Raw genomic sequence first — 19,915 nt, 5'->3', positions numbered from 1 at the left:
CTTGAATGGATAAGTTTTTAGTTAAAGGACCAACCCGCTTAGAGGGTGAGGTCACGATATCTGGCGCAAAAAATGCGGCATTACCAATTCTGTTCGCTGCTCTGTTGGCTGAAGAGCCAGTAGAAATACAGAATGTCCCTCATTTGAGGGATATTGACACAACGATTAAATTATTAAATCAACTTGGTACTAAAGTAAAACGCAATGGCTCAGTATATGTCGATGCAAGCACGGTAACGACATACTGCGCGCCTTATGACCTCGTTAAAACCATGCGTGCATCCATTTGGGCTTTAGCGCCATTGGTTGCCCGTTTTGGTCATGGTGAAGTCTCTTTACCAGGTGGTTGTGCTATCGGTGCTCGCCCTGTTGATTTACATATTTCTGGTTTAGAGCAATTAGGCGCAAAGATTGCTTTAGAAGATGGTTATGTGAAAGCAACGGTTGATGGTCGCTTAAAAGGTGCTTGCATTGTGATGGATAAAGTCAGTGTGGGGGCGACAGTCTCTATTATGACAGCGGCAACCTTAGCTGAAGGAACCACAATAATTGAAAATGCGGCACGTGAACCTGAAATTGAAGATACTGCTAACTTCCTAAATACCCTAGGTGCAAAAATCACTGGGGCAGGGACTGACCGCATTGTAATTGAAGGTGTTGAACGTTTAGGTGGTGGAGTTTATAAAGTACTGCCTGACCGTATTGAAACGGGAACATTCTTGATTGCTGCTGCGGTTTCACGCGGTAAAGTCATCTGCCGTAATGCTCGCCCAGATACACTGGATGCGGTGCTAGCTAAATTGCGTGAAGCTGGGGCTAAAATTGAAATCGGTGATGATTGGATTAGCCTAGATATGGAAGGCAAGCGTCCAAAAGCGGTGACATTACGTACAGCACCACACCCAGGGTTCCCAACTGATATGCAAGCACAGTTTAGCTTACTTAATCTTGTTGCTGATGGGGCGGGGATGATCACTGAAACGATTTTTGAGAATCGTTTTATGCATATCCCTGAGCTGATCCGTATGGGAGCTCATGCTGAAATTGAAAGCAATACTGTGTTATGTCACGGTGTTGAAAAATTAACTAGTGCGCAGGTAATGGCAACAGATTTACGAGCATCTGCAAGTTTAGTTATTGCGGGCTGCATTGCTGAAGGGACAACGACAGTTGACCGTATTTATCATATTGACCGTGGTTATGAGCACATCGAAGATAAGTTACGTGGTTTAGGTGCTGATATTCAGCGCGTACATTCAGATGATTAATGCATTGGTAGGGTGAATGAGGGCTTCCCCATTCAGCGAATCAAAAAAGGTTGTTCGATATCGAGCAACCTTTTTTTACGAAAGAGTATTTATCAATGATTATCCTGCCTGCTCATCAGGAATTTCTTCAATAATCACATCAATATTTTTAATTTCGCCATCTCGTAAGATTTGCACTGCGGTCTTGCTTCCAGGGCGGATTTCTGCGACTAGATCCATAGTTTCTGCGGCTGAAATGGCAGGTTTGCCATCAACCGATAAAATAATATCCCCTTGTAGTATGCCCGCTTTAGCTGCTGGCCCATTTGGGGCAACTTGGAAAACCCGCAAGCCTTGTATTTGGTTAATATTATTGTTATTTGACCTAATTTGAGGCAGTTCACGCGCCGTAATACCAATATAACCACGGATCACTCGGCCATCACGGATTAGCTTATCCATGATTTTAGTGGCAAGGGCGGTTGGAATGGCAAAGCTTAACCCCTCAGAACTAATGCCTTGGCCTGCTGTGAAAGAAAGTGTGTTAATGCCAACTAACTCCCCCTCGGTATTAATTAATGCCCCGCCAGAGTTACCCGAGTTGATTGAGGCATCGGTTTGCAGGAAATTTTGCCGACGGGTAGAGCTTAACCCTACGCGACCCGTTGCACTGATAATCCCCTGAGTAACGGTTTGGCCTATGTTATAAGGGTTACCAATAGCGAGTACGACATCACCAACATGAGTGACCCGTTGCGTATTAATTGGAATAACGGGTAGGTTATCAGCGTCAATTTTCAATACGGCGAGATCAGTCAATGGGTCCGAGCCAACCAGTAAGGCATCAAAAATAGCACCATCTTGTAAAGCGACTAAGATTTGGTCTGGGTTATCAACGACGTGTTTATTCGTGATAATGTAGCCATTTGGGCTCATGATCACACCCGAACCAAGGGATTTTAATTCACGCCCTGACTGGGAAAAACTACCTTTTGAGCTACTGTAAACATAGACTACCGCAGGCGCAGCACGGCGTACTGCTTTATTATAACTGACGGGCTCGCTATTTGTTTTACCATATAATAAGTCGGCTAAACCTTGGGGGCGCAACGAAGGAACCGCAACGATAATAATCAATGCAGTCAACAGGCCAAGCATGACAGATAAGGTTAGCTTCTTCACCATAGGATATAGAATATTTAGTTATTGCTTAAACATGTTCAGAGCATAACATAAAAAAACAGGTACAGCAGAGTGATACTGTACCTGTTTTGTTGATTTTCAGATGGTTTTTGATGAATTAATTTTTCATCAGTAAATATAAGGTTTCACCGTCACGTAATACTTTCATTGCTAATACAGGAGGTTTAGCATCAATAATCTTACGGAATTGTTCAATAGTCTCAACTCGAGCGTCATTAACACCAAAGATTAAATCGCCTTTTACGAGGCCAATGGCGGCAGCTGGCGATTTTGGTGCCACGCTATCAACTTGTACACCTTTAGTATTGCTAACGGTTGCATTCGAAATTGTTGCACCTAATAAGGATTCGCTCAATTTTTCAGCTTTAGTTGTTGAGCCTTCATCGTTCTCAAGAACCACTTTGACTTCCATCGGTTTGCCTGAACGGATTAAACCAATAGTGATCTCTTTACCAATTTGGCTGGTACCGATTTTGGCTCTTAACTCTGCAAAGCTATTAATGCGTTTACCATCAACGGAAACTAACACGTCACCGGATTTAATACCCGCTTTAGCTGCAGATGATTTAGGTAAAACTTCACTCACGAAGGCACCACGCTGTGCATCAATATTAAATGCTTTAGCGATATCGGAGTTCATTTCAGTACCTTTGATGCCTAAGATCCCGCGTTTTACTTCACCATGTTTAATTAACTGCTCGCTAAGGTTTTTCGCCATATTACTTGGGATCGCGAAACCGATACCGATATTACCGCCGCCAGGTGCCAAAATCGCCGTGTTAATACCGATTAATTCACCGTTTAGGTTAACGAGAGCACCACCAGAGTTACCACGGTTAATGGAAGCATCGGTTTGGATAAAGTTTTCTAGGCCTTCAAGGTTTAAGCCGCTACGACCTAATGCTGAGATAATGCCAGATGTTGCTGTTTGCCCTAAACCAAATGGGTTCCCGACTGCAACCGCAAAATCACCTACACGTAATTTGTCAGAGTCTGCAATACTAACAGCAGTTAAGTTTTTGATATCTTTTGCATTGCTTATTTTCAATAACGCGATATCGGTTTGTGGGTCTTTCCCAATTAAGTTAACGGCAATTTCACGGCCATCGTTTAATTGAATTTGTATTTTGTCGGCGCCATCAATTACATGGTTGTTGGTTAAAATATAACCTTGCTGAGCATCAATAATGACACCAGAACCTAAGCCTTCAAATGGACGTACGCTTTGTTGCTGTTGTGGTATATTCGGGCCAAAAAAGAATTTAAGCTCTTCTGGAATTTGTTGGTTCTGTACGCGAGTACCAGACACATGAATATTCACTACAGCTGGCAATACTTTTTCAAGCATTGGAGCTAAGCTAGGCATGTTCTGGCTTTGTGCTGTTGCAGGTAAAGTGGCAGGCAATGCTGCGCTACTAACCGCAGGAATAGCCGCTAAAGATAAGCCTAAACTCATTGCTACTGCGGTAAGAAAAAAGTTTTTTCTTTTCATAATTCAGTCGATTCTCTCAAGAATAAGTTATCAACTCACTGTGAATGCAGTTTTAGAAGAAACACAATGCGTTGAAATAATATTGGTTGGTATCAGATTCAATTTTACTGATGACTATGACCACCGATTATGCGCAAAAGTTCCCATGACGGGTAGCGAATATCCACTCTTTTACATCTATTTACACGTACCTTAAGTGAAACTTTAACTTCTATACAGTAGATAAATAAATTATTAAATTATATTTGGATGGAAATCTTGTTCAGAATTATTAACTAAAAATTTAATAATGGAAGACACACGGAAAGTGATAAAATTTAGTAGGTTTTATAGGAAATCACCAGTAAGCACTGCTTACTGGTGATAAAAGATAAAAATTTACTTTTCTTTCTCATCAATAGGACGGAATAGACCCGAAGCACCATCTGAATAATCTCTTGGTGGCATTTTAACAGGCGCTTGGTCGTTATCTGCTTCAGATTCGGTTAAACGATAGTTAAATGGGTTGTCTTGTGCTGGCATATCAGGCATTAATTCAGATGAACTTTGTGCCATGTGTTGGTAAAGCTGGCGGTAATCGCGCGCCATTTTATCCAATAATTCTGCGCTACGAGCAAAATGGCTAACAAGTTCTTTACGGTACTCTTCGAGTTCAGTACTTTTTTTGTCTAGCTCAGCTTGCGCTGTTTTTTGTTGGCGAAGCTTTGGGTTGCCATAGCGCACAACTAATGCACCGATGATAAAACCCACAATCAATCCGATTAATGCATACTCCCAGGTCATGCTGACTCCTTCATTACTTCAATGTTCACAGATTCAATGTTCGCAGAAATTAAATGTTGTTACCGTTACTATACCTTAAATAATTCAAGTTGCATGTAAGCGTCAAGTAAAGCGTCTTAACATATTGTAATTTGGCTAGTTAAGTGATGACAAAATCTACAAGCCTTGAAGTAGGTAGGTTAAATTAGTCAACAACTTATTAAGAGTGGAATCTTAAATCGAATTTCCTTACTCTATAGCGGCTCGTTAACCGAAAGTTAAATGATAACTGAATCTGGTTATAATAAAGGCAGTGTATATCAAATAACGGTAAAAAAACCGAAAAATTTTTAAGGATTATTCAGTTAATGTCGCCGATGACCCCTACAATGCGTTATCAACAAGCGCTGGCTGATGGAAACTACCAGCCAGATGACGTACAAAAGCTCGCTGTAGAACGCTTAGATAAAATATATCAGCAGCTTGTTAATACAACTTCTTCCACTTTACAAGATAAGCCCTCAGGTATAAAGCAACGCTTTAGCCGCCTTCTTGGTAAAGCATCGACAGTACCAATTACCCCAGTAAAAGGGTTATATATGTGGGGCGGAGTAGGGCGTGGAAAAACATGGCTGATGGATATGTTTTACGAAAGTTTACCGGGTAACCGTAAACTTCGCTTACATTTTCATCGCTTTATGAAGAAAGTACAAGAAGATTTGATGGCATTACAAGGGCAAGAGAACCCGCTGGATATTATTGCGGATGAGTTTAAAAAACAAACAGATGTGTTGTGCTTCGATGAATTTTTTGTGTCAGATATTACCGACGCTATGATCCTTGGCACTTTACTCGAAGGGCTATTTGCTCGAGGTATCACACTGGTTGCTACCTCAAATATCATCCCTGATAATCTCTATCGTAACGGTTTGCAGCGAGCTCGTTTCTTACCTGCTATTGAGCAAATTAAAAAATACTGTGATGTAATGAATGTCGATGCAGGCATTGATTACCGCTTAAGAACTTTAACTCAAGCGCATCTTTTTTTATCTCCAATTAATTCTCAAAATCGTCAGCATTTAGATGAGGTTTTCGTTAAATTGGCGGGTAAGCAAGGGGAGCAAAATCCCGTTTTAGAGGTTAATCATCGTAAGATGCAAGCCATTCATGCTGCGGAAGGGGTGCTAGCCATCGAGTTTAAAGTTCTGTGTGAAGAGCCTCGTAGCCAAAATGACTACATTTACCTATCAAATTGCTACCACACTGTGTTGCTGTACAATGTCCCCGTGATGGGAGCAACAGATGAAAATCCAGCGCGTCGTTTTTTAGCGTTAATTGATGAGTTTTACGAACGAAAAGTTAAATTAGTCATTAATGCTGAAGTGCCAATGGAGTCGCTGTATCAAGGGCAACTTTTGGCGTTTGAGTACCAACGCTGCTTGTCTCGATTGCAAGAAATGCAAAGTGAAGAGTACCTGAAAATACCTCATTTAACTTAAGGTAAACGACAAAGCAGGGTTATTAGCGAACAAGTTACCTGAATTGCATGATTTAAGTACAATATGCGATGTTTATTTGAGCAAACGTAAAAAAAATGCATTTGGGGTCGATTTTTGTTTCTGACTTCTCTATAATCTTGCGACCCCACGTTACAGCGTTGTTTTTTATTTCCCAAAAAATAACGCATTAATGCCAGTTAGGCTGCTCGAAGGGGTAGGTTTACTGGACAAAGAGTCGTGTGAACCTCAGAAAGCTTATGAACATGAGTGTTCACCAACGTGTAACTTCAATATTGGGTAAGTTTTAATGAAAACTTTTACAGCTAAACCAGAGACCGTAAAACGCGACTGGTACGTTGTTGATGCAGATGGCAAAACTTTAGGCCGTCTTGCAACTGAAATTGCTAGCCGTCTGCGCGGTAAGCATAAAGCGGAATATACTCCGCACGTGGATACTGGTGATTACATCATCGTTCTGAATGCAGAAAAAATTGCTGTTACCGGCAATAAACGCGAAGACAAAATCTACTATCGCCACACTGGCCATGTAGGTGGAATCAAGCAAGCAACTTTCGAAGAAATGATTGCTCGCAGTCCTGAGCGTGTGCTTGAAATCGCGGTTAAAGGCATGTTGCCAAAAGGACCTCTGGGTCGTGCAATGTACCGTAAACTGAAAGTTTACGCAGGTAATGAGCACAACCACGCGGCTCAACAACCGCAAGTTCTTGACATTTAATCGGGATTATAGCAATGGCTGAAAATCAATACTACGGCACTGGTCGCCGCAAAAGCTCATCTGCTCGTGTCTTTATTAAGCCGGGTAGCGGTAACATTACAATCAATCAACGTACACTGGAACAATACTTTGGTCGCGAAACTGCGCGCATGGTCGTTCGTCAGCCGTTAGAGTTGGTTGAAATGTTGGAAAAATTGGATCTGTACATCACTGTTAAAGGTGGTGGTATTTCAGGTCAGGCAGGCGCAATCCGTCACGGTATTACTCGTGCACTGATGGCTTATGATGAGACTCTTCGTTCTGATCTGCGTAAAGCTGGTTTCGTTACCCGTGATGCGCGTTCTGTTGAACGTAAAAAAGTGGGTCTGCGCAAAGCACGTCGTCGTCCACAGTTCTCCAAACGTTAATTTATTACCCTTTGGGTATAAAATTGATGAAAAAACCCGTCTTAATGGCGGGTTTTTTATTGCCTATTGTTTTACTTACATTTTTATTATTGATGCTAGAATAGCTGTGTCTAATTATGATTCTTTATAAAAGAATGAATATAATAAAAGAGAAAATAATAATTTAGTCTAAAATCAAAAATAATTATTAGTGGAGCAATATTGGGATAACCCTACTAAATACAACTCAAACTCTGGAGTTAACTTTAGGTTTTTTATTCTTTTTATTCTTGTGTTTTCATTGAAAAATTCTAAATTTTTATCTTTTCGAACCTAAAAATGAAATAAATCTGTGATTTTTTCGGTGTGTTCCCCCTAAGTTGTACAAAATCTGTTAGAATGTGCCCCTGTTTTTTTATTTCACATTTCTCGCCTTTACTGTGCGGGAGGGTTGTGTTGACTTTCAGTATGGATAAATGAGAGTTAAACACAGGGGATTTTAAAATGGGTAATGGGTAATTAAAAATTAATTACATTTCGTCCATTTTGTATTTTGGAGGTTTTAATGGCTGTCGCTCCTAATAAACGTTCGGTAATGACATTGTTCTCTGGCCCTACTGACATTTTTAGCCATCAGGTACGGATTGTTTTGGCTGAAAAAGGGGTAAGTGTTGAAATTGAACATGTCGAACCCGGTCATCTGCCTCAAGATCTGATTGATCTCAACCCATACCAAAGCGTTCCAACATTAGTTGATCGTGACCTGACTCTGTATGACCCACACATTATCATGGAATACCTTGATGAGCGTTTTCCTCATCCGCCATTAATGCCTGTTTATCCAGTTGCACGTGGGACTAGCCGTCAATTGATGCACCGCATTCAAAATGATTGGTATTCATTAATGAGCAAAATAGAGAACGGTAGTGCGCAAGAGGCAGCAAATGCTCGTCGCCAACTCTCTGAAGAACTGATTGCGGTTTCTCCTGTTTTTGCTGAAATGGAATTCTTCATGAGTGAAGAGTTTAGTCTCGTAGATTGCTATTTGGCTCCATTGCTATGGCGTTTACCTGTACTCGGTATTGAATTGAACCCATCTAGCAGCAAATATCTGCAATTATATATGCAACGTGTGTTTGCACGTGACGCATTCTTAGCATCGTTGACTGAATCTGAGCGCGAAATGCGTTTGTCTACAAGAGGCTAAAAGAATGATGGAAATGACAGCAATGTCACCACGTCGCCCTTATTTGTTACGTGCCCACTATGAGTGGTTGCTTGATAACGATATGACTCCGCATTTGGTGGTTGATGTCACCGTTCCAGCGGTTAACGTTCCGATGGAATTTGCTCGAGATGGGCAAATTGTATTGAATGTTGCGCCAAGAGCTGTTGGTAATTTTGAAATAACCAACGAAGAAGTGCGTTTTAATGCTCGCTTTGGTGGGATACCTCGCCAAGTTTATGTCCCAATGGCCGCAATTATGGCGGTATATGCACGTGAAAATGGGGCTGGAATGATGTTTGAGCCTGAAGCTGCTTATGATGCAGAGTTATCAGCAGGTTTTGAACAGGTCGAAGAGCTTGAAGACAACATTTCTTTAGTTCATGAAACTGAATCTGTGGATGAAAATTCGCATGAGCCATCAGGGGATGAACCACCACGACCACCAAAAGGTCGGCCTTCGTTAAGGGTTGTCAAATAATCCATTAGCCGGGTTAGCAGTTAATGAGTGAACAGAGGGGAATAAACCCTCTGTTTTTTATATAAATAAATCATTAAACCCCTAAAAATAATAAAATCCCTTCAGCAGCATTGCGCCCATCAGCAATAGCAGTCACAACAAGATCTGAGCCTCTTATTGTATCCCCGCCGGCAAACACTTTTTCATGGGAGGTTTGATAAGGAAAGGGACTGTTACGGTTTGCTATAATATGACCATATTTATCGCGCTGGATTAACGGTTTATCTAACCAAATTTGGTTATGAGGAATAAATCCATAAGCCACAATTATGGCATCGGCTTCGATAAAAAAAGTTGAATCTTTAATTAGTTCTACTTGATAACGGCCATTTTCTAATTCGCCATTTTGCGTACGAGCGGCATAAACTCCCATAAGTTGCTGCTGCTCATTAATCACAAATTCAGTGACTTGCATATTAAAATGGAACTGGGCTCCTTCATCTAATGCATTAGCGACTTCTTTTCGTGAGGCTGGCATACTTTGTTCATCTCTACGATAGAAACAGCTAACCTGCTTCGCTCCTTGACGAACAGCGGTACGTACGCAATCCATTGCAGTATCTCCACCCCCTAATACGATGACTCTTTTTGCGTGTAAATTAATATAGGGTTCGCCATTAGGGTTGGAAAGTTGCATTAAATGGCGTGTATTTGCGATTAGATAGGGAAGTGCTTCAAAAACGCCCTGAATCGCTTTTTTAGGTAAGTTACCTCGAATTGCTTGGTAAGTACCAGTACCAATAAAAATAGCGTCATAATTGCAAAGAAGCTCGTTTAGAGAGATATCCGTACCTACTTCAGTATTTAATTGAAACTGAATCCCCATTTCTGTAAATATTTCCCGTCTTTGGACCATTAGCTTCTTTTCTAGCTTAAATGACGGAATACCGAAGGTTAGTAGGCCCCCTATTTCAGGGTGTTTATCAAAAACGACGACATTTACACCATTTCGAATAAGCACATCTGCGCAAGAAAGACCCGCAGGGCCTGCACCAATAATGGCGACACGTTTGTTTACAGAGCTAATATGGGAAAGGTTTGGCCGCCAGCCCATCGCAAAAGCAGTATCATTAATATACCGCTCAATATGACCAATAGTCACAGAACCTGTTGTATCATGAAGTACACATGCTAATTCGCAGAGTTTTTCTTGTGGGCAAACGCGCCCACAGATTTCAGGTAAACTATTGGTATGGTGAGATAATTCAGCAGCTTCGATAATTTTACCTTCAGCAGCAAGCTTGAGCCACTTTGATATTGGGTTATGTAGTGGGCACTTCCATTCACAAAAAGGGCTACCGCAAGAGAGGCAACGGTTGGCTTGCTGTTGTGCATCGACGGCATTATTGGATTCATAGACTTCAGTAAACTCTATTTTACGGATTTCCAGCGCTTTTTTGGGGGGCTCGCAACGTTGGGGACCGAAAATATTTGAACTCATGGCATTCCTTACTGAATTTTGTCTGATTTTACTTGAGATAGCTTGGGCTTTTACTTTGATTTTAGCGGCCTTCCACAAGAAACAGTAGCGTTATTGTTTTGATTTTTATGTGATTTTGATTAAAAAACACCCAAAATAAATTTTTACTTTATCTAACACAAAGAAAATACCTGATTGTTTTTTATCATTAATAGTAAAAAATGGCTATTGAATGAGCAGGATCGACATTTCGAGTGAATAATCATCCGAAACTGCCTTGTTTGATATATGATTCAAAGAGAATTTAACTAAGGGGTAGTTATGAAAGTACTTCGCGGCCTTGCGCAATACTATGTCGATTTAATGATGAAGCTCGGGCTGGTGCGATTTTCTCTGTTACTCGCATCTGCACTCGTTGTTCTCGCCATGATAATGCAAATGGCAGTGACAATTGTTTTAAGAGGGCATGTTGATAGCCTCGATATGGTGGGGTCAATTTTCTTTGGGTTAATTATTACCCCATTAGCTGTTTACTTTTTGTCGGTGGTGGTTGAGCAGCTTGAAGAGTCTCGGCAGCGTTTATCGCGAATGGTTGATAAACTTGAAGTTATGCGAAAACGTGATGCTGATTTAAACACTCAGTTACAGGGAAATATTGAACAGCTTAACCTTGAAATTCTAGAGCGAGAAAAAGCAGAGCGTGCTCATTTAGAACTTCTGGAACAATTAAAACAAGAAATGAAGTACCGTGAGCAGACGCAAATTGAACTTGAGCAGCAATCTGTTTTACTTCGTTCATTCCTCGATGCCTCACCTGATTTAGTTTATTACCGCAACGAAAATAATGAGTTTTCGGGTTGTAACCGGGCAATGGAACTATTGACTGGAAAAAGTGAAAAACACTTAGTCGGGTTAACTCCATTAGATATTTATGATGTTGAAATTGCCTCTAAGGTTATGGAAACCGATGAAAAAGTATTTCGTCATAATGTTTCTCTCACTTATGAACAATGGTTGGTATATCCAGATGGTCGTAAAGCCTGTTTTGAACTTCGTAAAGTGCCTTTTTATGATCGCGTTGGTAAACGCCATGGTCTGATGGGCTTTGGGCGCGATATAACGGAGCGTAAACGCTATCAGGAGGCGTTAGAGAGCGCGAGTAGGGAGAAAACCACCTTTATTTCTACAATCAGCCACGAGCTTCGTACCCCCCTTAACGGCATTGTTGGTTTGAGCCGAATTTTATTAGATACAGATTTAACTTCGGAACAATCTAGCTATTTAAAAACTATTCATGTAAGTGCCGTTACGTTAGGTAATATATTCAATGATATTATTGAGATGGATAAAATTGAACGCCGTAAAGTTCAGTTAGATAACCAGCCCATCACATTATCTGAATTTGTGAATGATTTAGAGAATTTAAGTGGATTATTGGTACAGCCAAAAGGGCTTAAATTTGTCATGGATGTTGCCCCTGCATTACCGAAAACGGTGTTAACTGATGGGACTCGTTTGCGGCAAATATTGTGGAATTTAATTGGTAACGCAGTTAAGTTCACGCAAAAAGGTGAAGTGAAGCTTAGTATTTGGCAAGAAGCTGAAAATAAATTGTTTTTCAGGGTTCAGGATAGTGGCATAGGTATACCTAAGGGCGAATTAGATAAAATCTTTGCAATGTATTATCAAGTAACAGATTCTGCTGGAGGTAAACCTGCAACTGGAACGGGTATTGGGCTTTCTGTATCTCGTCGCTTAGCACAAAATATGGGAGGCGATATACAAGTTGAAAGTGAAATAGGCCAAGGTTCCACCTTTACTTTATCTATCACAGCGCCTGTTGTTGAAAGTAATGTTATTGAACAGCAAGATAGTGAAGACGATTACCCATTGCCTGCATTACATATTTTACTCGTAGAAGATATTGAACTGAATGTTGTTGTTGCTTGTTCTGTATTAGAAAATTTAGGAAATACGGTTGATGTGGCAATGAATGGGAAAGATGCTCTCGAGATGTTTGCCCCTGGAGAATATGATTTAGTTTTATTGGATATCCAATTACCTGATATGACAGGCCTAGATATCTCTCGGCAACTCAAACAGCAGTATGATAAGCAAGACTTACCACCATTGATTGCTTTAACGGCAAATGTTCTTAAAGATAAAAAAGAATACTTTGATGCAGGTATGGATGGGGTATTGAGTAAACCATTATCAGTTCCAGCATTGACCCAAATTATTGAGCAATTTTGGGGGGAACAATCTACTCAACCTGAAAAAATATCGGGTGAGCATGAGACTTCGAGTGTTGATGAATCTAGGCTCGATTGCGATATGCTAGAACAGTATATTGAGTTAGTTGGCCCTAAGCTTATTTATGATGGTCTAGATGTCTTTGAAAAAATGCTGCCGGGTTACTTAGCTATTCTTGATTCAAATATGGTGGCTAAAGACCAAAAAGGGATTGTTGAGGAAGCTCATAAAATCAAAGGCGCAGCAGGTTCTGTTGGCTTAAAGAACTTACAGAAAATTGCACAACAGATTCAATCTCCTGATTTACCTGCATGGTGGGACAATGTGCAAGAATGGGTCGATGAATTAAAACAGGATTGGAAAGCAGATATAGAAACTTTGAGAAACTGGGTTGATGAGCGTACAAAAAAATAACCCCAACCGAAGTTGGGGTGCGCGAATACTGCGCCAACACCAGGGAAATCGTTGATTTGCATGTGCTTTTTGTTTTTTGTAAATCATAAAATTAGGTATATCACTGTAAAGGGCAACATCAAGATACCAAAATTTAGCGAATCTGTTACAAGATTCATTAAAATCTGTGATGAAGATTGATGTTTATGCACCTTAGCGCCTGAGAGATAATTTACTACAAATGGAGGAAGATATGAAATCAATTGCGGTTATTTTAAGTGGCTGCGGTGTTTTTGACGGAAGCGAGATTCATGAGTCAGTGCTAACTATGCTAGCTTTGAGTCAATATAATGCTGAAGTTCATTTTTTTGCGCCTGATGAGTTACAACCTACTGTTATAAATCATATAAATGGAGAATTAAAAACAGAAAAACGTAACCAAATGGAAGAGTCTTCACGTATTACACGTGGAAAAATATCACCTTTATCGTCAGCTGATGCTTCAAAGCTAGATGCCCTCATTATTCCTGGTGGTTTTGGGGCGGCAAAAAATTTATGTGATTTCGCAGTTAAAGGAAGCGAGTGTGAAATTAATAAAGAACTATTAAGTTTAGTACGCCAAATGCACCAACAGAAAAAGCCGCTAGGGCTGATGTGTATTGCTCCAGTGATGCTTCCTAAAATGTTAAATACATCAGTAGAACTAACTATTGGAGATGATAGTGAAACGATTGCTCAAATAGAAATTATGGGGGGGAAACATATTAAATGTGCTGTTGATGATATTGTAATTGATGAAGTTAACCGAGTTGTTACAACACCTGCTTATATGCTAGCTCAATCAATTTCTGAAGCAAATACGGGTATTAATAAGCTTGTTAAGAAAGTATTGGAAATGGCGTGATTATTTGAATGCGAACTATTGTTTCTAGATTATGGCACTGGTTAAAGAAGATCACATTTTCATTACTTGTGGTGTGGATTTGTTCAGTCATTTTATTTAAATACATACCAGTGCCTTTTTCTGCAGTGATGATTGAACGGCAAGTTAGCGCATGGATAAACTTAAATTTTTCTTATGTGTCTCATTCTGAATGGGTAGATGAAAATCACATTTCTCCGTATATCTATTTAGCAGTAATTGCAGCGGAAGATCAAAATTTTCCTCATCATTGGGGGTTCGACCTTGATGCAATTGAGCGAGCTTACAAACATAATTTGAGTAATAAACAAACAATTAGAGGGGCTTCAACTATCTCACAGCAGACAGTAAAAAATGTGTGGTTATGGGATGGAAGAAGTTGGTTAAGAAAAGGCTTAGAGACAGTAATGACCCCTGTTATGGAGCTTTTATGGTCAAAGAAAAGAATACTGACCGTTTATCTTAATATAGTAGAGTTTGGTGATGGGGTTTTTGGGGTAGAAGAGGCTGCAAATAAATTCTTTAATAAGCCTGCTAGCAAGCTTTCGATGAGCGAGGCTGCACTATTAGCTGCGGTTTTGCCTAATCCTCATAGATATAGTGTAAAAAAACCATCTTCTTATGTGCTCAAAAGGCAAGCTTGGATCTTGAACCAAATGCACTTATTGGGAGGTAAGAATTATCTGAAAATAAACCAGTTGATGAACGAATAAGAAAAAAGCCATGGTTTTTAACCCACGGCTTTTGTTTTTATAACAATATATTATTGTTTATGATTAATTAAGATAAGTGAAAGCAGTCGTTACTCGACGAACACCATCTGTTTCACTAGCGATTTTCGCCGCTGCATCTCCTTCTTGCCTTGTTAATACACCTAGCAAGAAAACCTCACCGTTTTCAGTAATGACTTTCACACTACCAGATTTAACGCTATCACTCGCGAGGATTTTAGATTTAACTTTGGTTGTTAACCAAGTATCTTTTGAGGCTGTACCTAAATCAACAGGCTCACCACTACGGACTTCATTATAAACTGCGATGGTGCCATCAACGTTAGAGGCTATTTGTTTTGCTCGTTCAGCCCAAGCCATATCAGGGCTTTGGCCTGTTAGCAGAACATTTCCTTTATAAGCGGTTGCAATGATACGAGCCTTGCCCGTAATTTCTTTATCTTTGTTCAGTTGCCCACTAACTCGAGCTTCTAAGGTGCCATCGTCAACTTGTTGACCAACTGTACGAGGGTCAGTTGCGCTTTTTGTTGCAACAGCAGCGGAACCGACTACAGCAGCACCAATACAACCTTGTAATAGAATAGTACTAATGACTATGGCAAAAACCGGAATTAATCGCATTTTATCTCCTTAATCGTCCTGATGTGGGAAAAGAGTATTATCTATGAGGTCACATAGACAATTTACAGTAAGAAGGTGAACTTCTTGAATTCGAACACTTCGTTGGGATGGAATACGAATTTCAACATCTTGGGGGCCAAGTAAACCTGCGAGTTCCCCTCCGTCATAACCTGTTAGGGCGACAATTGTCATGTCTCTAGTCACGGCGGCTTCAACTGCCTTAATGATATCGCTACTATTACCATGGGTTGAAATTGCCATCAAAACATCACCATGTTGCCCTAATGCTCTAACTTGTTTCGCATAAATTTCAGAAGGCTGCTTACTACCCGAAATCGCAGTTAACACTGCATTATCTGTATTAAGTGCTAAAGCGGGTAAGCTAGGGCGTTCGGTTTCAAAGCGATGGATCATACTCGCAGCAAAACGTTGTGCAGTAGCGGCAGAAGCACCATTACCACAACATAAAATTTTGTTGCCATTGAGTAGAGATTGAACCATCATCATCGCGGCTCTTGAAATGGCATCAGGCAGCGCTTCAGCAGCTGCTATTTGAGTTTGTATACTTTCAGTGAAGCAAACTTTTATTCGGTCTAGCACGAGTTTTTCCTTTGTCGCCTCGATATAATTCAAATTATTTTTGTATATTGCCATTATATTTGAATTATAGCTTTGTTGACTGCATGATCAGCGTATAAAACTGATTATATCATTTGTTAATAAATATCATTTTCGTTGAATGCATTTTGTATCCAGTCAAATTGGTTTCCCGTGATGGCGCAGATATCAAAACGGCATGCACTGGTTTCAAAACTTTCTTGCCTTTGTGAGAGCCAATATTTGGCAGCAGCTAATAGTTTTCGACGTTTGTGCCAGTTTACTGATAAAAGTGCATCTCCGTAATCACAATTCTTGCGAAACCGAACTTCAACAAATACCCAACCTGTATTATCTCGCATGATGAGGTCGATTTCTCCGCCTCGGTTCCTTGCATTACGTTCAACAAATGTTAATCCCTGCTGTTTCAGGAATGCGAGCACTTGATTTTCATAGTACCGGCCTGTTAACCATTGTATGGCTTTTGGCATAATTTTCATGACGTCCTTGTCTGAAAAAATGAAGTATTCAGTGATGTTATTGTGAGGAAACCACTTTGCCTTGTTTAAATTGCAACCAAGGTAATTCTCGGAACACTACACAGTTTGGTGTAGTACTCAAGGTTCCTGATGCACCATTGATACGAAATTGTCCCGATTGCTGTAGTTTGTCGTAATTGTTGGCTAAAGACCATGCGTCAATACCCATGGCATATAAGCGGAATAAAGAGTAATCATTGTTCAGCTTTTGTTGGGCTTGTTTACGTAAGTTATTGTTTGCACCTGCGAGTAAAGGGATTTCGCTAAATTTAACGCCATCCATTTCAAAGCGGTAGTCTGCGCCAGATCCGGCTTGGTTACTGCGAGAGCTTGCATAAAGCGAAGGACGAGAACGAGAACTAATTGCCATTTCAATCATTGGCTTGATTAAGGTCAGCTCATCACGAGTGGCAACAATATAAACGCCGTCAATCGCACCAGTTGAATCGACATATTGTGAGTCTATCGATTGTATTCCGGTATTCACAGGCGTTCCTGTCATACGGATACCTGCGCCGCGATTAATCGACTCTTTTAAAGAAGGGACAGACCCAAAGGTTTGCATTAAAACGGTCCCGCCGCCTTTTTCTTGCCACCCTTGTGCAAAGGCTTTGGCTATCCTATCACCGAAAGCATTAGCGGGAACTAGTACCAATGGCATTTGCTTACCTTCAGCTTTCATGTAAGCGGCAGCATTTTGTGCCTCATCTTCTGGCGATAATGAAAAATAGCAAAGATTAGGTCGAGGCTGTAATTGGTTCGCATCAAGCTCATTGAGGGCGAGCACACTAACAGGCGCTCCCATTTGGGTAATAACTTGAACGTCACTTTTTAATAATGGCCCAACAATAAGATTGAAACCTTCATTTTTCGCTTGTTCAATAAGCTCAGGCATTTGCTTGTTTGTGGTATCAAACACTTTGACGCTTTGGGTATTCACAGGGGCGGCATCAATACGCAAAGTTGATGTCACCACGTCGCTATCGCTAGAAGTGGGAGCATTACCTGTTGTTGCTGCAACTTGTTCATAAATTTGGTCAAGCACATCATTTCCACTACTTGGTGGCGGTGTTATGGCTGTTTGAGTAGCGGGCCCTTGAGGCAGGCCTTTTTGTGCATCCATAAAGCCTTGCATAATCGCTTGACCGAATACTTGTCCTTGCCCACTCATGGGCAAAAACAATGCAATCTTAGGGTTTTTGCCCACTTGAGGTATCATGGCTTGTTGCAAAAGAGTCGGCGTTGTCATCACCCCAGGGTTATTCGAGTAACGCATTTTCCAATCGTTATAGCCTGCAAGTAAAGCATCTGTGTCGTCTCGGTTGTTTTGATAAATATCTAAAAGATCGACCCAGCCTTGGAGAATATTTTCATCTGCCCCAATTCCATGAATTTGTTCTGGCGTTAACTGTGTTAACATCTGCCATAACCCATCAATATTAGCTTGGCGTTCAGCGGCTGTTTTTAATAAAGGTTCTTGGCTAATGTAGGCCCTTATCGCCTCCATTGAAGGCTTACCTTGTGCAGCATCAAGGATTGCTTGGTAACGGCTAGCATCATCAGATGTGCTTTGCTCAGGCGTTTTTTGGGTTGACGGAAAGTATTCCGAGACAATTTGGCACCCTGACAGTGCAAATGTGGACAGCATTGCTGTGCAGATTAACCCTTTTTTCAAATGCAAAAAAATTGAAGGACGCATACTGTATCCAATGGTGTATTTTTCAATTGCTTAATTTTAAACCGGCTATTCGGATGAAACAATGAACCAACCTAATCAAGCTGTGGTTATGGCATCCACGCTGTATATTGTCCCTACCCCAATTGGTAATATGGGGGATATAACGCAACGCGCGTTGGATGTTCTTAAACATGTTGACCTTATTGCAGCAGAGGACACTCGGCATTCAGGCATTCTATTACAGAATTTTGCGATAAATGCACGGTTGTTTGCTCTGCATGATCATAATGAACAGCAAAAGGCAGATCAATTAATTAGTCGACTTCAACAAGGTGATAGTATCGCATTAGTCTCCGATGCGGGTACACCTTTAATTAATGATCCAGGTTATCATCTAGTTAATCGTTGCCGCGAAGCGGGTATTCGTGTCGTACCTTTACCGGGTGCCTGTGCTGCTATTACCGCGTTATCAGCAGCGGGTTTACCCTCAGACCGTTTTTGTTATGAAGGTTTTTTACCTGCTAAAACAAAAGGGCGTAAAGATGTTTTACAATCACTCGAACAAGAAACTCGCACGCTGATTTTCTATGAATCAACCCACCGTTTGTTAGACAGTTTAGCAGATATGGTGGAAGTCTGGGGGCCGGATCGCCATGTTGTTTTAGCACGTGAAATTACGAAAACGTGGGAGTCCATTGAAGGCCGCCCAGTGGGGGAATTACTCGCTTGGGTAAAAGAAGATGAAAACCGTCACCGTGGCGAAATGGTGTTGATTGTCGAAGGGTATAAAAAGCCAGCGGATGACTCCGCAGTTTCCCCTGAAGTGGTGAGAACATTAAATTTATTACAAAAAGAATTACCCCCTAAAAAAGCGGCTGCAATCACGGCTGAAATTTATGGTCTCAAGAAAAATATGTTGTATAAGTTGATGCTTGATAATCAAAGTGATGAATGATTTTTGGGCAAATACCCGATTTGATTGATATAAGTGGTAAATTGCCCACGCTAGAGTCTGTACAAGCAACAACAAAGTGCCTATAATTCGCCGCGGAGTTGGCCAGACAACCGCTGCTTTATCGTAGTCCCTTCGGGAGACGGATAGAGGGGAGGAAAGTCCGGGCTCCATAGGGCAGGGTGCCAGATAACGTCTGGGAGGCGCGAGCCTACGACTAGTGCAACAGAGAGCAAACCGCCGATGGCCTGTTTACAGGATCAGGTAAGGGTGAAAGGGTGCGGTAAGAGCGCACCGCGCGACTGGCAACAGTTCGTGGCACGGTAAACTCCACCCGGAGCAAGACCAAATAGGGGTTCATATGGTGCGGCCCGCATTGAACTCGGGTAGGTTGCTGGAGCCAGTGCGCAAGTGCTGGCCTAGATGAATGGTTGTCCATGACAGAACCCGGCTTATCGGCCAACTCCACAGACAAATAAAAAAGGCTATAGCACTTTTATTGCTATAGCCTTTTTTATTACTCGTCATATTTCAACTTGTAGGGGTGTTGGCTGCTCTCGGCTACTCTAGTCACATACTTATGTATGCTCCTAGAGATATCCTCCCTTGCCGCCTACCTACAAGCTGAACTATTTAGAGCTGTTTATTGCCGCAAGCTAATCTTGTCACCTCGTTTTTCTGAAATCATCAATATCGTCACGCTCTGATGCAAATCAATACGCTATGTGAATATGTAATT

Annotated in this window: 18 protein-coding genes and 1 other RNA gene; 11 read left to right on the top strand and 8 right to left on the bottom strand. The window is 41.0% G+C overall.

The window, feature by feature from the left end; all coding sequences use genetic code 11:
• Window positions 1-5 precede the first annotated feature (5 nt).
• Window positions 6-1,268, top strand: coding sequence for a UDP-N-acetylglucosamine 1-carboxyvinyltransferase (murA, locus tag M1F26_RS15435; protein ID WP_004258258.1), 1,263 nt, complete (start codon window positions 6-8; stop codon window positions 1,266-1,268).
• Window positions 1,269-1,367: 99 nt separating this feature from the next.
• Here the strand turns inward: murA and degS are convergent, their stop codons facing one another.
• From degS to zapG, 3 genes are all read right to left on the bottom strand, one after another.
• On the bottom strand, window positions 1,368-2,432 hold the full coding sequence (degS, locus tag M1F26_RS15430; protein WP_004258255.1) for an outer membrane-stress sensor serine endopeptidase DegS: 1,065 nt from the start codon (window positions 2,430-2,432) through the stop codon (window positions 1,368-1,370).
• Between the two features lie 115 nt (window positions 2,433-2,547).
• Entirely contained in the window at window positions 2,548-3,942 is a 1,395-nt protein-coding gene (locus tag M1F26_RS15425; protein ID WP_036958026.1) for a Do family serine endopeptidase, read from the bottom strand.
• Between the two features lie 378 nt (window positions 3,943-4,320).
• Entirely contained in the window at window positions 4,321-4,725 is a 405-nt protein-coding gene (gene zapG / locus M1F26_RS15420) for a Z-ring associated protein ZapG (protein ID WP_004258244.1), read from the bottom strand.
• Between the two features lie 347 nt (window positions 4,726-5,072).
• Between zapG and zapE the strand changes: the two genes are divergently transcribed.
• From zapE to sspB, 5 genes are all read left to right on the top strand, one after another.
• Complete coding sequence (gene zapE, locus M1F26_RS15415; protein ID WP_140171507.1) at window positions 5,073-6,203, top strand: cell division protein ZapE; 1,131 nt, start codon at window positions 5,073-5,075, stop codon at window positions 6,201-6,203.
• A 307-nt stretch (window positions 6,204-6,510) separates the two neighbouring features.
• Window positions 6,511-6,939 (top strand): 50S ribosomal protein L13, encoded by a 429-nt coding sequence (gene rplM / locus M1F26_RS15410; RefSeq protein WP_004258237.1) that lies wholly within the window; start codon window positions 6,511-6,513, stop codon window positions 6,937-6,939.
• A gap of 14 nt (window positions 6,940-6,953) precedes the next feature.
• Window positions 6,954-7,346 (top strand): 30S ribosomal protein S9, encoded by a 393-nt coding sequence (rpsI, locus tag M1F26_RS15405; RefSeq protein WP_004258235.1) that lies wholly within the window; start codon window positions 6,954-6,956, stop codon window positions 7,344-7,346.
• Window positions 7,347-7,890: 544 nt separating this feature from the next.
• Window positions 7,891-8,532, top strand: a complete 642-nt coding sequence (gene sspA / locus M1F26_RS15400) for a stringent starvation protein SspA (protein WP_004258227.1) — start codon at window positions 7,891-7,893, stop codon at window positions 8,530-8,532.
• A gap of 7 nt (window positions 8,533-8,539) precedes the next feature.
• The gene (gene sspB, locus M1F26_RS15395; RefSeq protein WP_172412237.1) at window positions 8,540-9,031 is read left to right on the top strand and encodes a ClpXP protease specificity-enhancing factor; all 492 of its coding nucleotides are present in this window, start codon (window positions 8,540-8,542) and stop codon (window positions 9,029-9,031) included.
• Between the two features lie 73 nt (window positions 9,032-9,104).
• Here sspB and M1F26_RS15390 read toward each other — a convergent pair whose 3' ends face one another.
• A complete protein-coding gene (locus M1F26_RS15390; RefSeq protein ID WP_180359490.1) occupies window positions 9,105-10,511 on the bottom strand; it encodes an FAD-dependent oxidoreductase in 1,407 nt (468 codons plus the stop codon).
• Window positions 10,512-10,811: 300 nt separating this feature from the next.
• Between M1F26_RS15390 and arcB the strand changes: the two genes are divergently transcribed.
• From arcB to mtgA, 3 genes are all read left to right on the top strand, one after another.
• Complete coding sequence (gene arcB, locus M1F26_RS15385) at window positions 10,812-13,157, top strand: aerobic respiration two-component sensor histidine kinase ArcB (protein ID WP_140171509.1); 2,346 nt, start codon at window positions 10,812-10,814, stop codon at window positions 13,155-13,157.
• 232 nt (window positions 13,158-13,389) lie between these two features.
• Window positions 13,390-14,040, top strand: coding sequence for an isoprenoid biosynthesis glyoxalase ElbB (elbB, locus tag M1F26_RS15380; protein ID WP_096864412.1), 651 nt, complete (start codon window positions 13,390-13,392; stop codon window positions 14,038-14,040).
• Window positions 14,041-14,048: 8 nt separating this feature from the next.
• A complete protein-coding gene (gene mtgA, locus M1F26_RS15375) occupies window positions 14,049-14,771 on the top strand; it encodes a monofunctional biosynthetic peptidoglycan transglycosylase (RefSeq protein ID WP_140171510.1) in 723 nt (240 codons plus the stop codon).
• Between the two features lie 63 nt (window positions 14,772-14,834).
• Here mtgA and dolP read toward each other — a convergent pair whose 3' ends face one another.
• The 4 genes from dolP to M1F26_RS15355 all read right to left on the bottom strand — a co-directional run bounded on the left by dolP (window position 14,835) and on the right by M1F26_RS15355 (window position 18,245).
• Window positions 14,835-15,410 carry a division/outer membrane stress-associated lipid-binding lipoprotein gene (gene dolP, locus M1F26_RS15370; protein ID WP_004258215.1) on the bottom strand — a complete coding sequence of 192 codons (576 nt, stop codon included), beginning with the start codon at window positions 15,408-15,410 and terminating at the stop codon, window positions 14,835-14,837.
• Window positions 15,411-15,419: 9 nt separating this feature from the next.
• A complete protein-coding gene (gene diaA, locus M1F26_RS15365; RefSeq protein WP_004908326.1) occupies window positions 15,420-16,010 on the bottom strand; it encodes a DnaA initiator-associating protein DiaA in 591 nt (196 codons plus the stop codon).
• Window positions 16,011-16,126: 116 nt separating this feature from the next.
• Entirely contained in the window at window positions 16,127-16,507 is a 381-nt protein-coding gene (locus M1F26_RS15360) for a YraN family protein (protein ID WP_004258211.1), read from the bottom strand.
• A 37-nt stretch (window positions 16,508-16,544) separates the two neighbouring features.
• A complete protein-coding gene (locus M1F26_RS15355; protein ID WP_140171511.1) occupies window positions 16,545-18,245 on the bottom strand; it encodes a penicillin-binding protein activator in 1,701 nt (566 codons plus the stop codon).
• Between the two features lie 61 nt (window positions 18,246-18,306).
• Here M1F26_RS15355 and rsmI point away from each other — a divergent pair, with 61 nt between their 5' ends.
• Window positions 18,307-19,179, top strand: a complete 873-nt coding sequence (gene rsmI / locus M1F26_RS15350; RefSeq protein ID WP_004258206.1) for a 16S rRNA (cytidine(1402)-2'-O)-methyltransferase — start codon at window positions 18,307-18,309, stop codon at window positions 19,177-19,179.
• A 94-nt stretch (window positions 19,180-19,273) separates the two neighbouring features.
• Window positions 19,274-19,647: RNase P RNA component class A (gene rnpB, locus M1F26_RS15345), an RNA gene on the top strand.
• Window positions 19,648-19,915 lie beyond the last annotated feature (268 nt).

This window comes from Providencia sp. PROV048 (assembly GCF_033688165.1).
Taxonomy (GTDB): Bacteria; Pseudomonadota; Gammaproteobacteria; order Enterobacterales; family Enterobacteriaceae; genus Providencia; species Providencia hangzhouensis.
This window is presented reverse-complemented; position numbering and strand designations above follow the sequence as displayed.

Bases quoted from the DNA above. Each gene is read 5' to 3' on its own strand.
- M1F26_RS15360 (WP_004258211.1), bottom strand. From the start codon at position 16,507: ATGAAAATTATGCCAAAAGCCATACAATGGTTAACAGGCCGGTACTAT.
- elbB (WP_096864412.1), top strand. From the start codon at position 13,390: ATGAAATCAATTGCGGTTATTTTAAGTGGCTGCGGTGTTTTTGACGGA.
- sspA (WP_004258227.1), top strand. From the start codon at position 7,891: ATGGCTGTCGCTCCTAATAAACGTTCGGTAATGACATTGTTCTCTGGC.
- degS (WP_004258255.1), bottom strand. From the start codon at position 2,432: ATGGTGAAGAAGCTAACCTTATCTGTCATGCTTGGCCTGTTGACTGCA.
- rpsI (WP_004258235.1), top strand. From the start codon at position 6,954: ATGGCTGAAAATCAATACTACGGCACTGGTCGCCGCAAAAGCTCATCT.
- arcB (WP_140171509.1), top strand. From the start codon at position 10,812: ATGAAAGTACTTCGCGGCCTTGCGCAATACTATGTCGATTTAATGATG.
- M1F26_RS15390 (WP_180359490.1), bottom strand. From the start codon at position 10,511: ATGAGTTCAAATATTTTCGGTCCCCAACGTTGCGAGCCCCCCAAAAAA.
- sspB (WP_172412237.1), top strand. From the start codon at position 8,540: ATGGAAATGACAGCAATGTCACCACGTCGCCCTTATTTGTTACGTGCC.
- mtgA (WP_140171510.1), top strand. From the start codon at position 14,049: ATGCGAACTATTGTTTCTAGATTATGGCACTGGTTAAAGAAGATCACA.
- M1F26_RS15355 (WP_140171511.1), bottom strand. From the start codon at position 18,245: ATGCGTCCTTCAATTTTTTTGCATTTGAAAAAAGGGTTAATCTGCACA.
- rsmI (WP_004258206.1), top strand. From the start codon at position 18,307: ATGAACCAACCTAATCAAGCTGTGGTTATGGCATCCACGCTGTATATT.
- zapE (WP_140171507.1), top strand. From the start codon at position 5,073: ATGTCGCCGATGACCCCTACAATGCGTTATCAACAAGCGCTGGCTGAT.
- dolP (WP_004258215.1), bottom strand. From the start codon at position 15,410: ATGCGATTAATTCCGGTTTTTGCCATAGTCATTAGTACTATTCTATTA.
- rplM (WP_004258237.1), top strand. From the start codon at position 6,511: ATGAAAACTTTTACAGCTAAACCAGAGACCGTAAAACGCGACTGGTAC.
- murA (WP_004258258.1), top strand. From the start codon at position 6: ATGGATAAGTTTTTAGTTAAAGGACCAACCCGCTTAGAGGGTGAGGTC.
- M1F26_RS15425 (WP_036958026.1), bottom strand. From the start codon at position 3,942: ATGAAAAGAAAAAACTTTTTTCTTACCGCAGTAGCAATGAGTTTAGGC.
- zapG (WP_004258244.1), bottom strand. From the start codon at position 4,725: ATGACCTGGGAGTATGCATTAATCGGATTGATTGTGGGTTTTATCATC.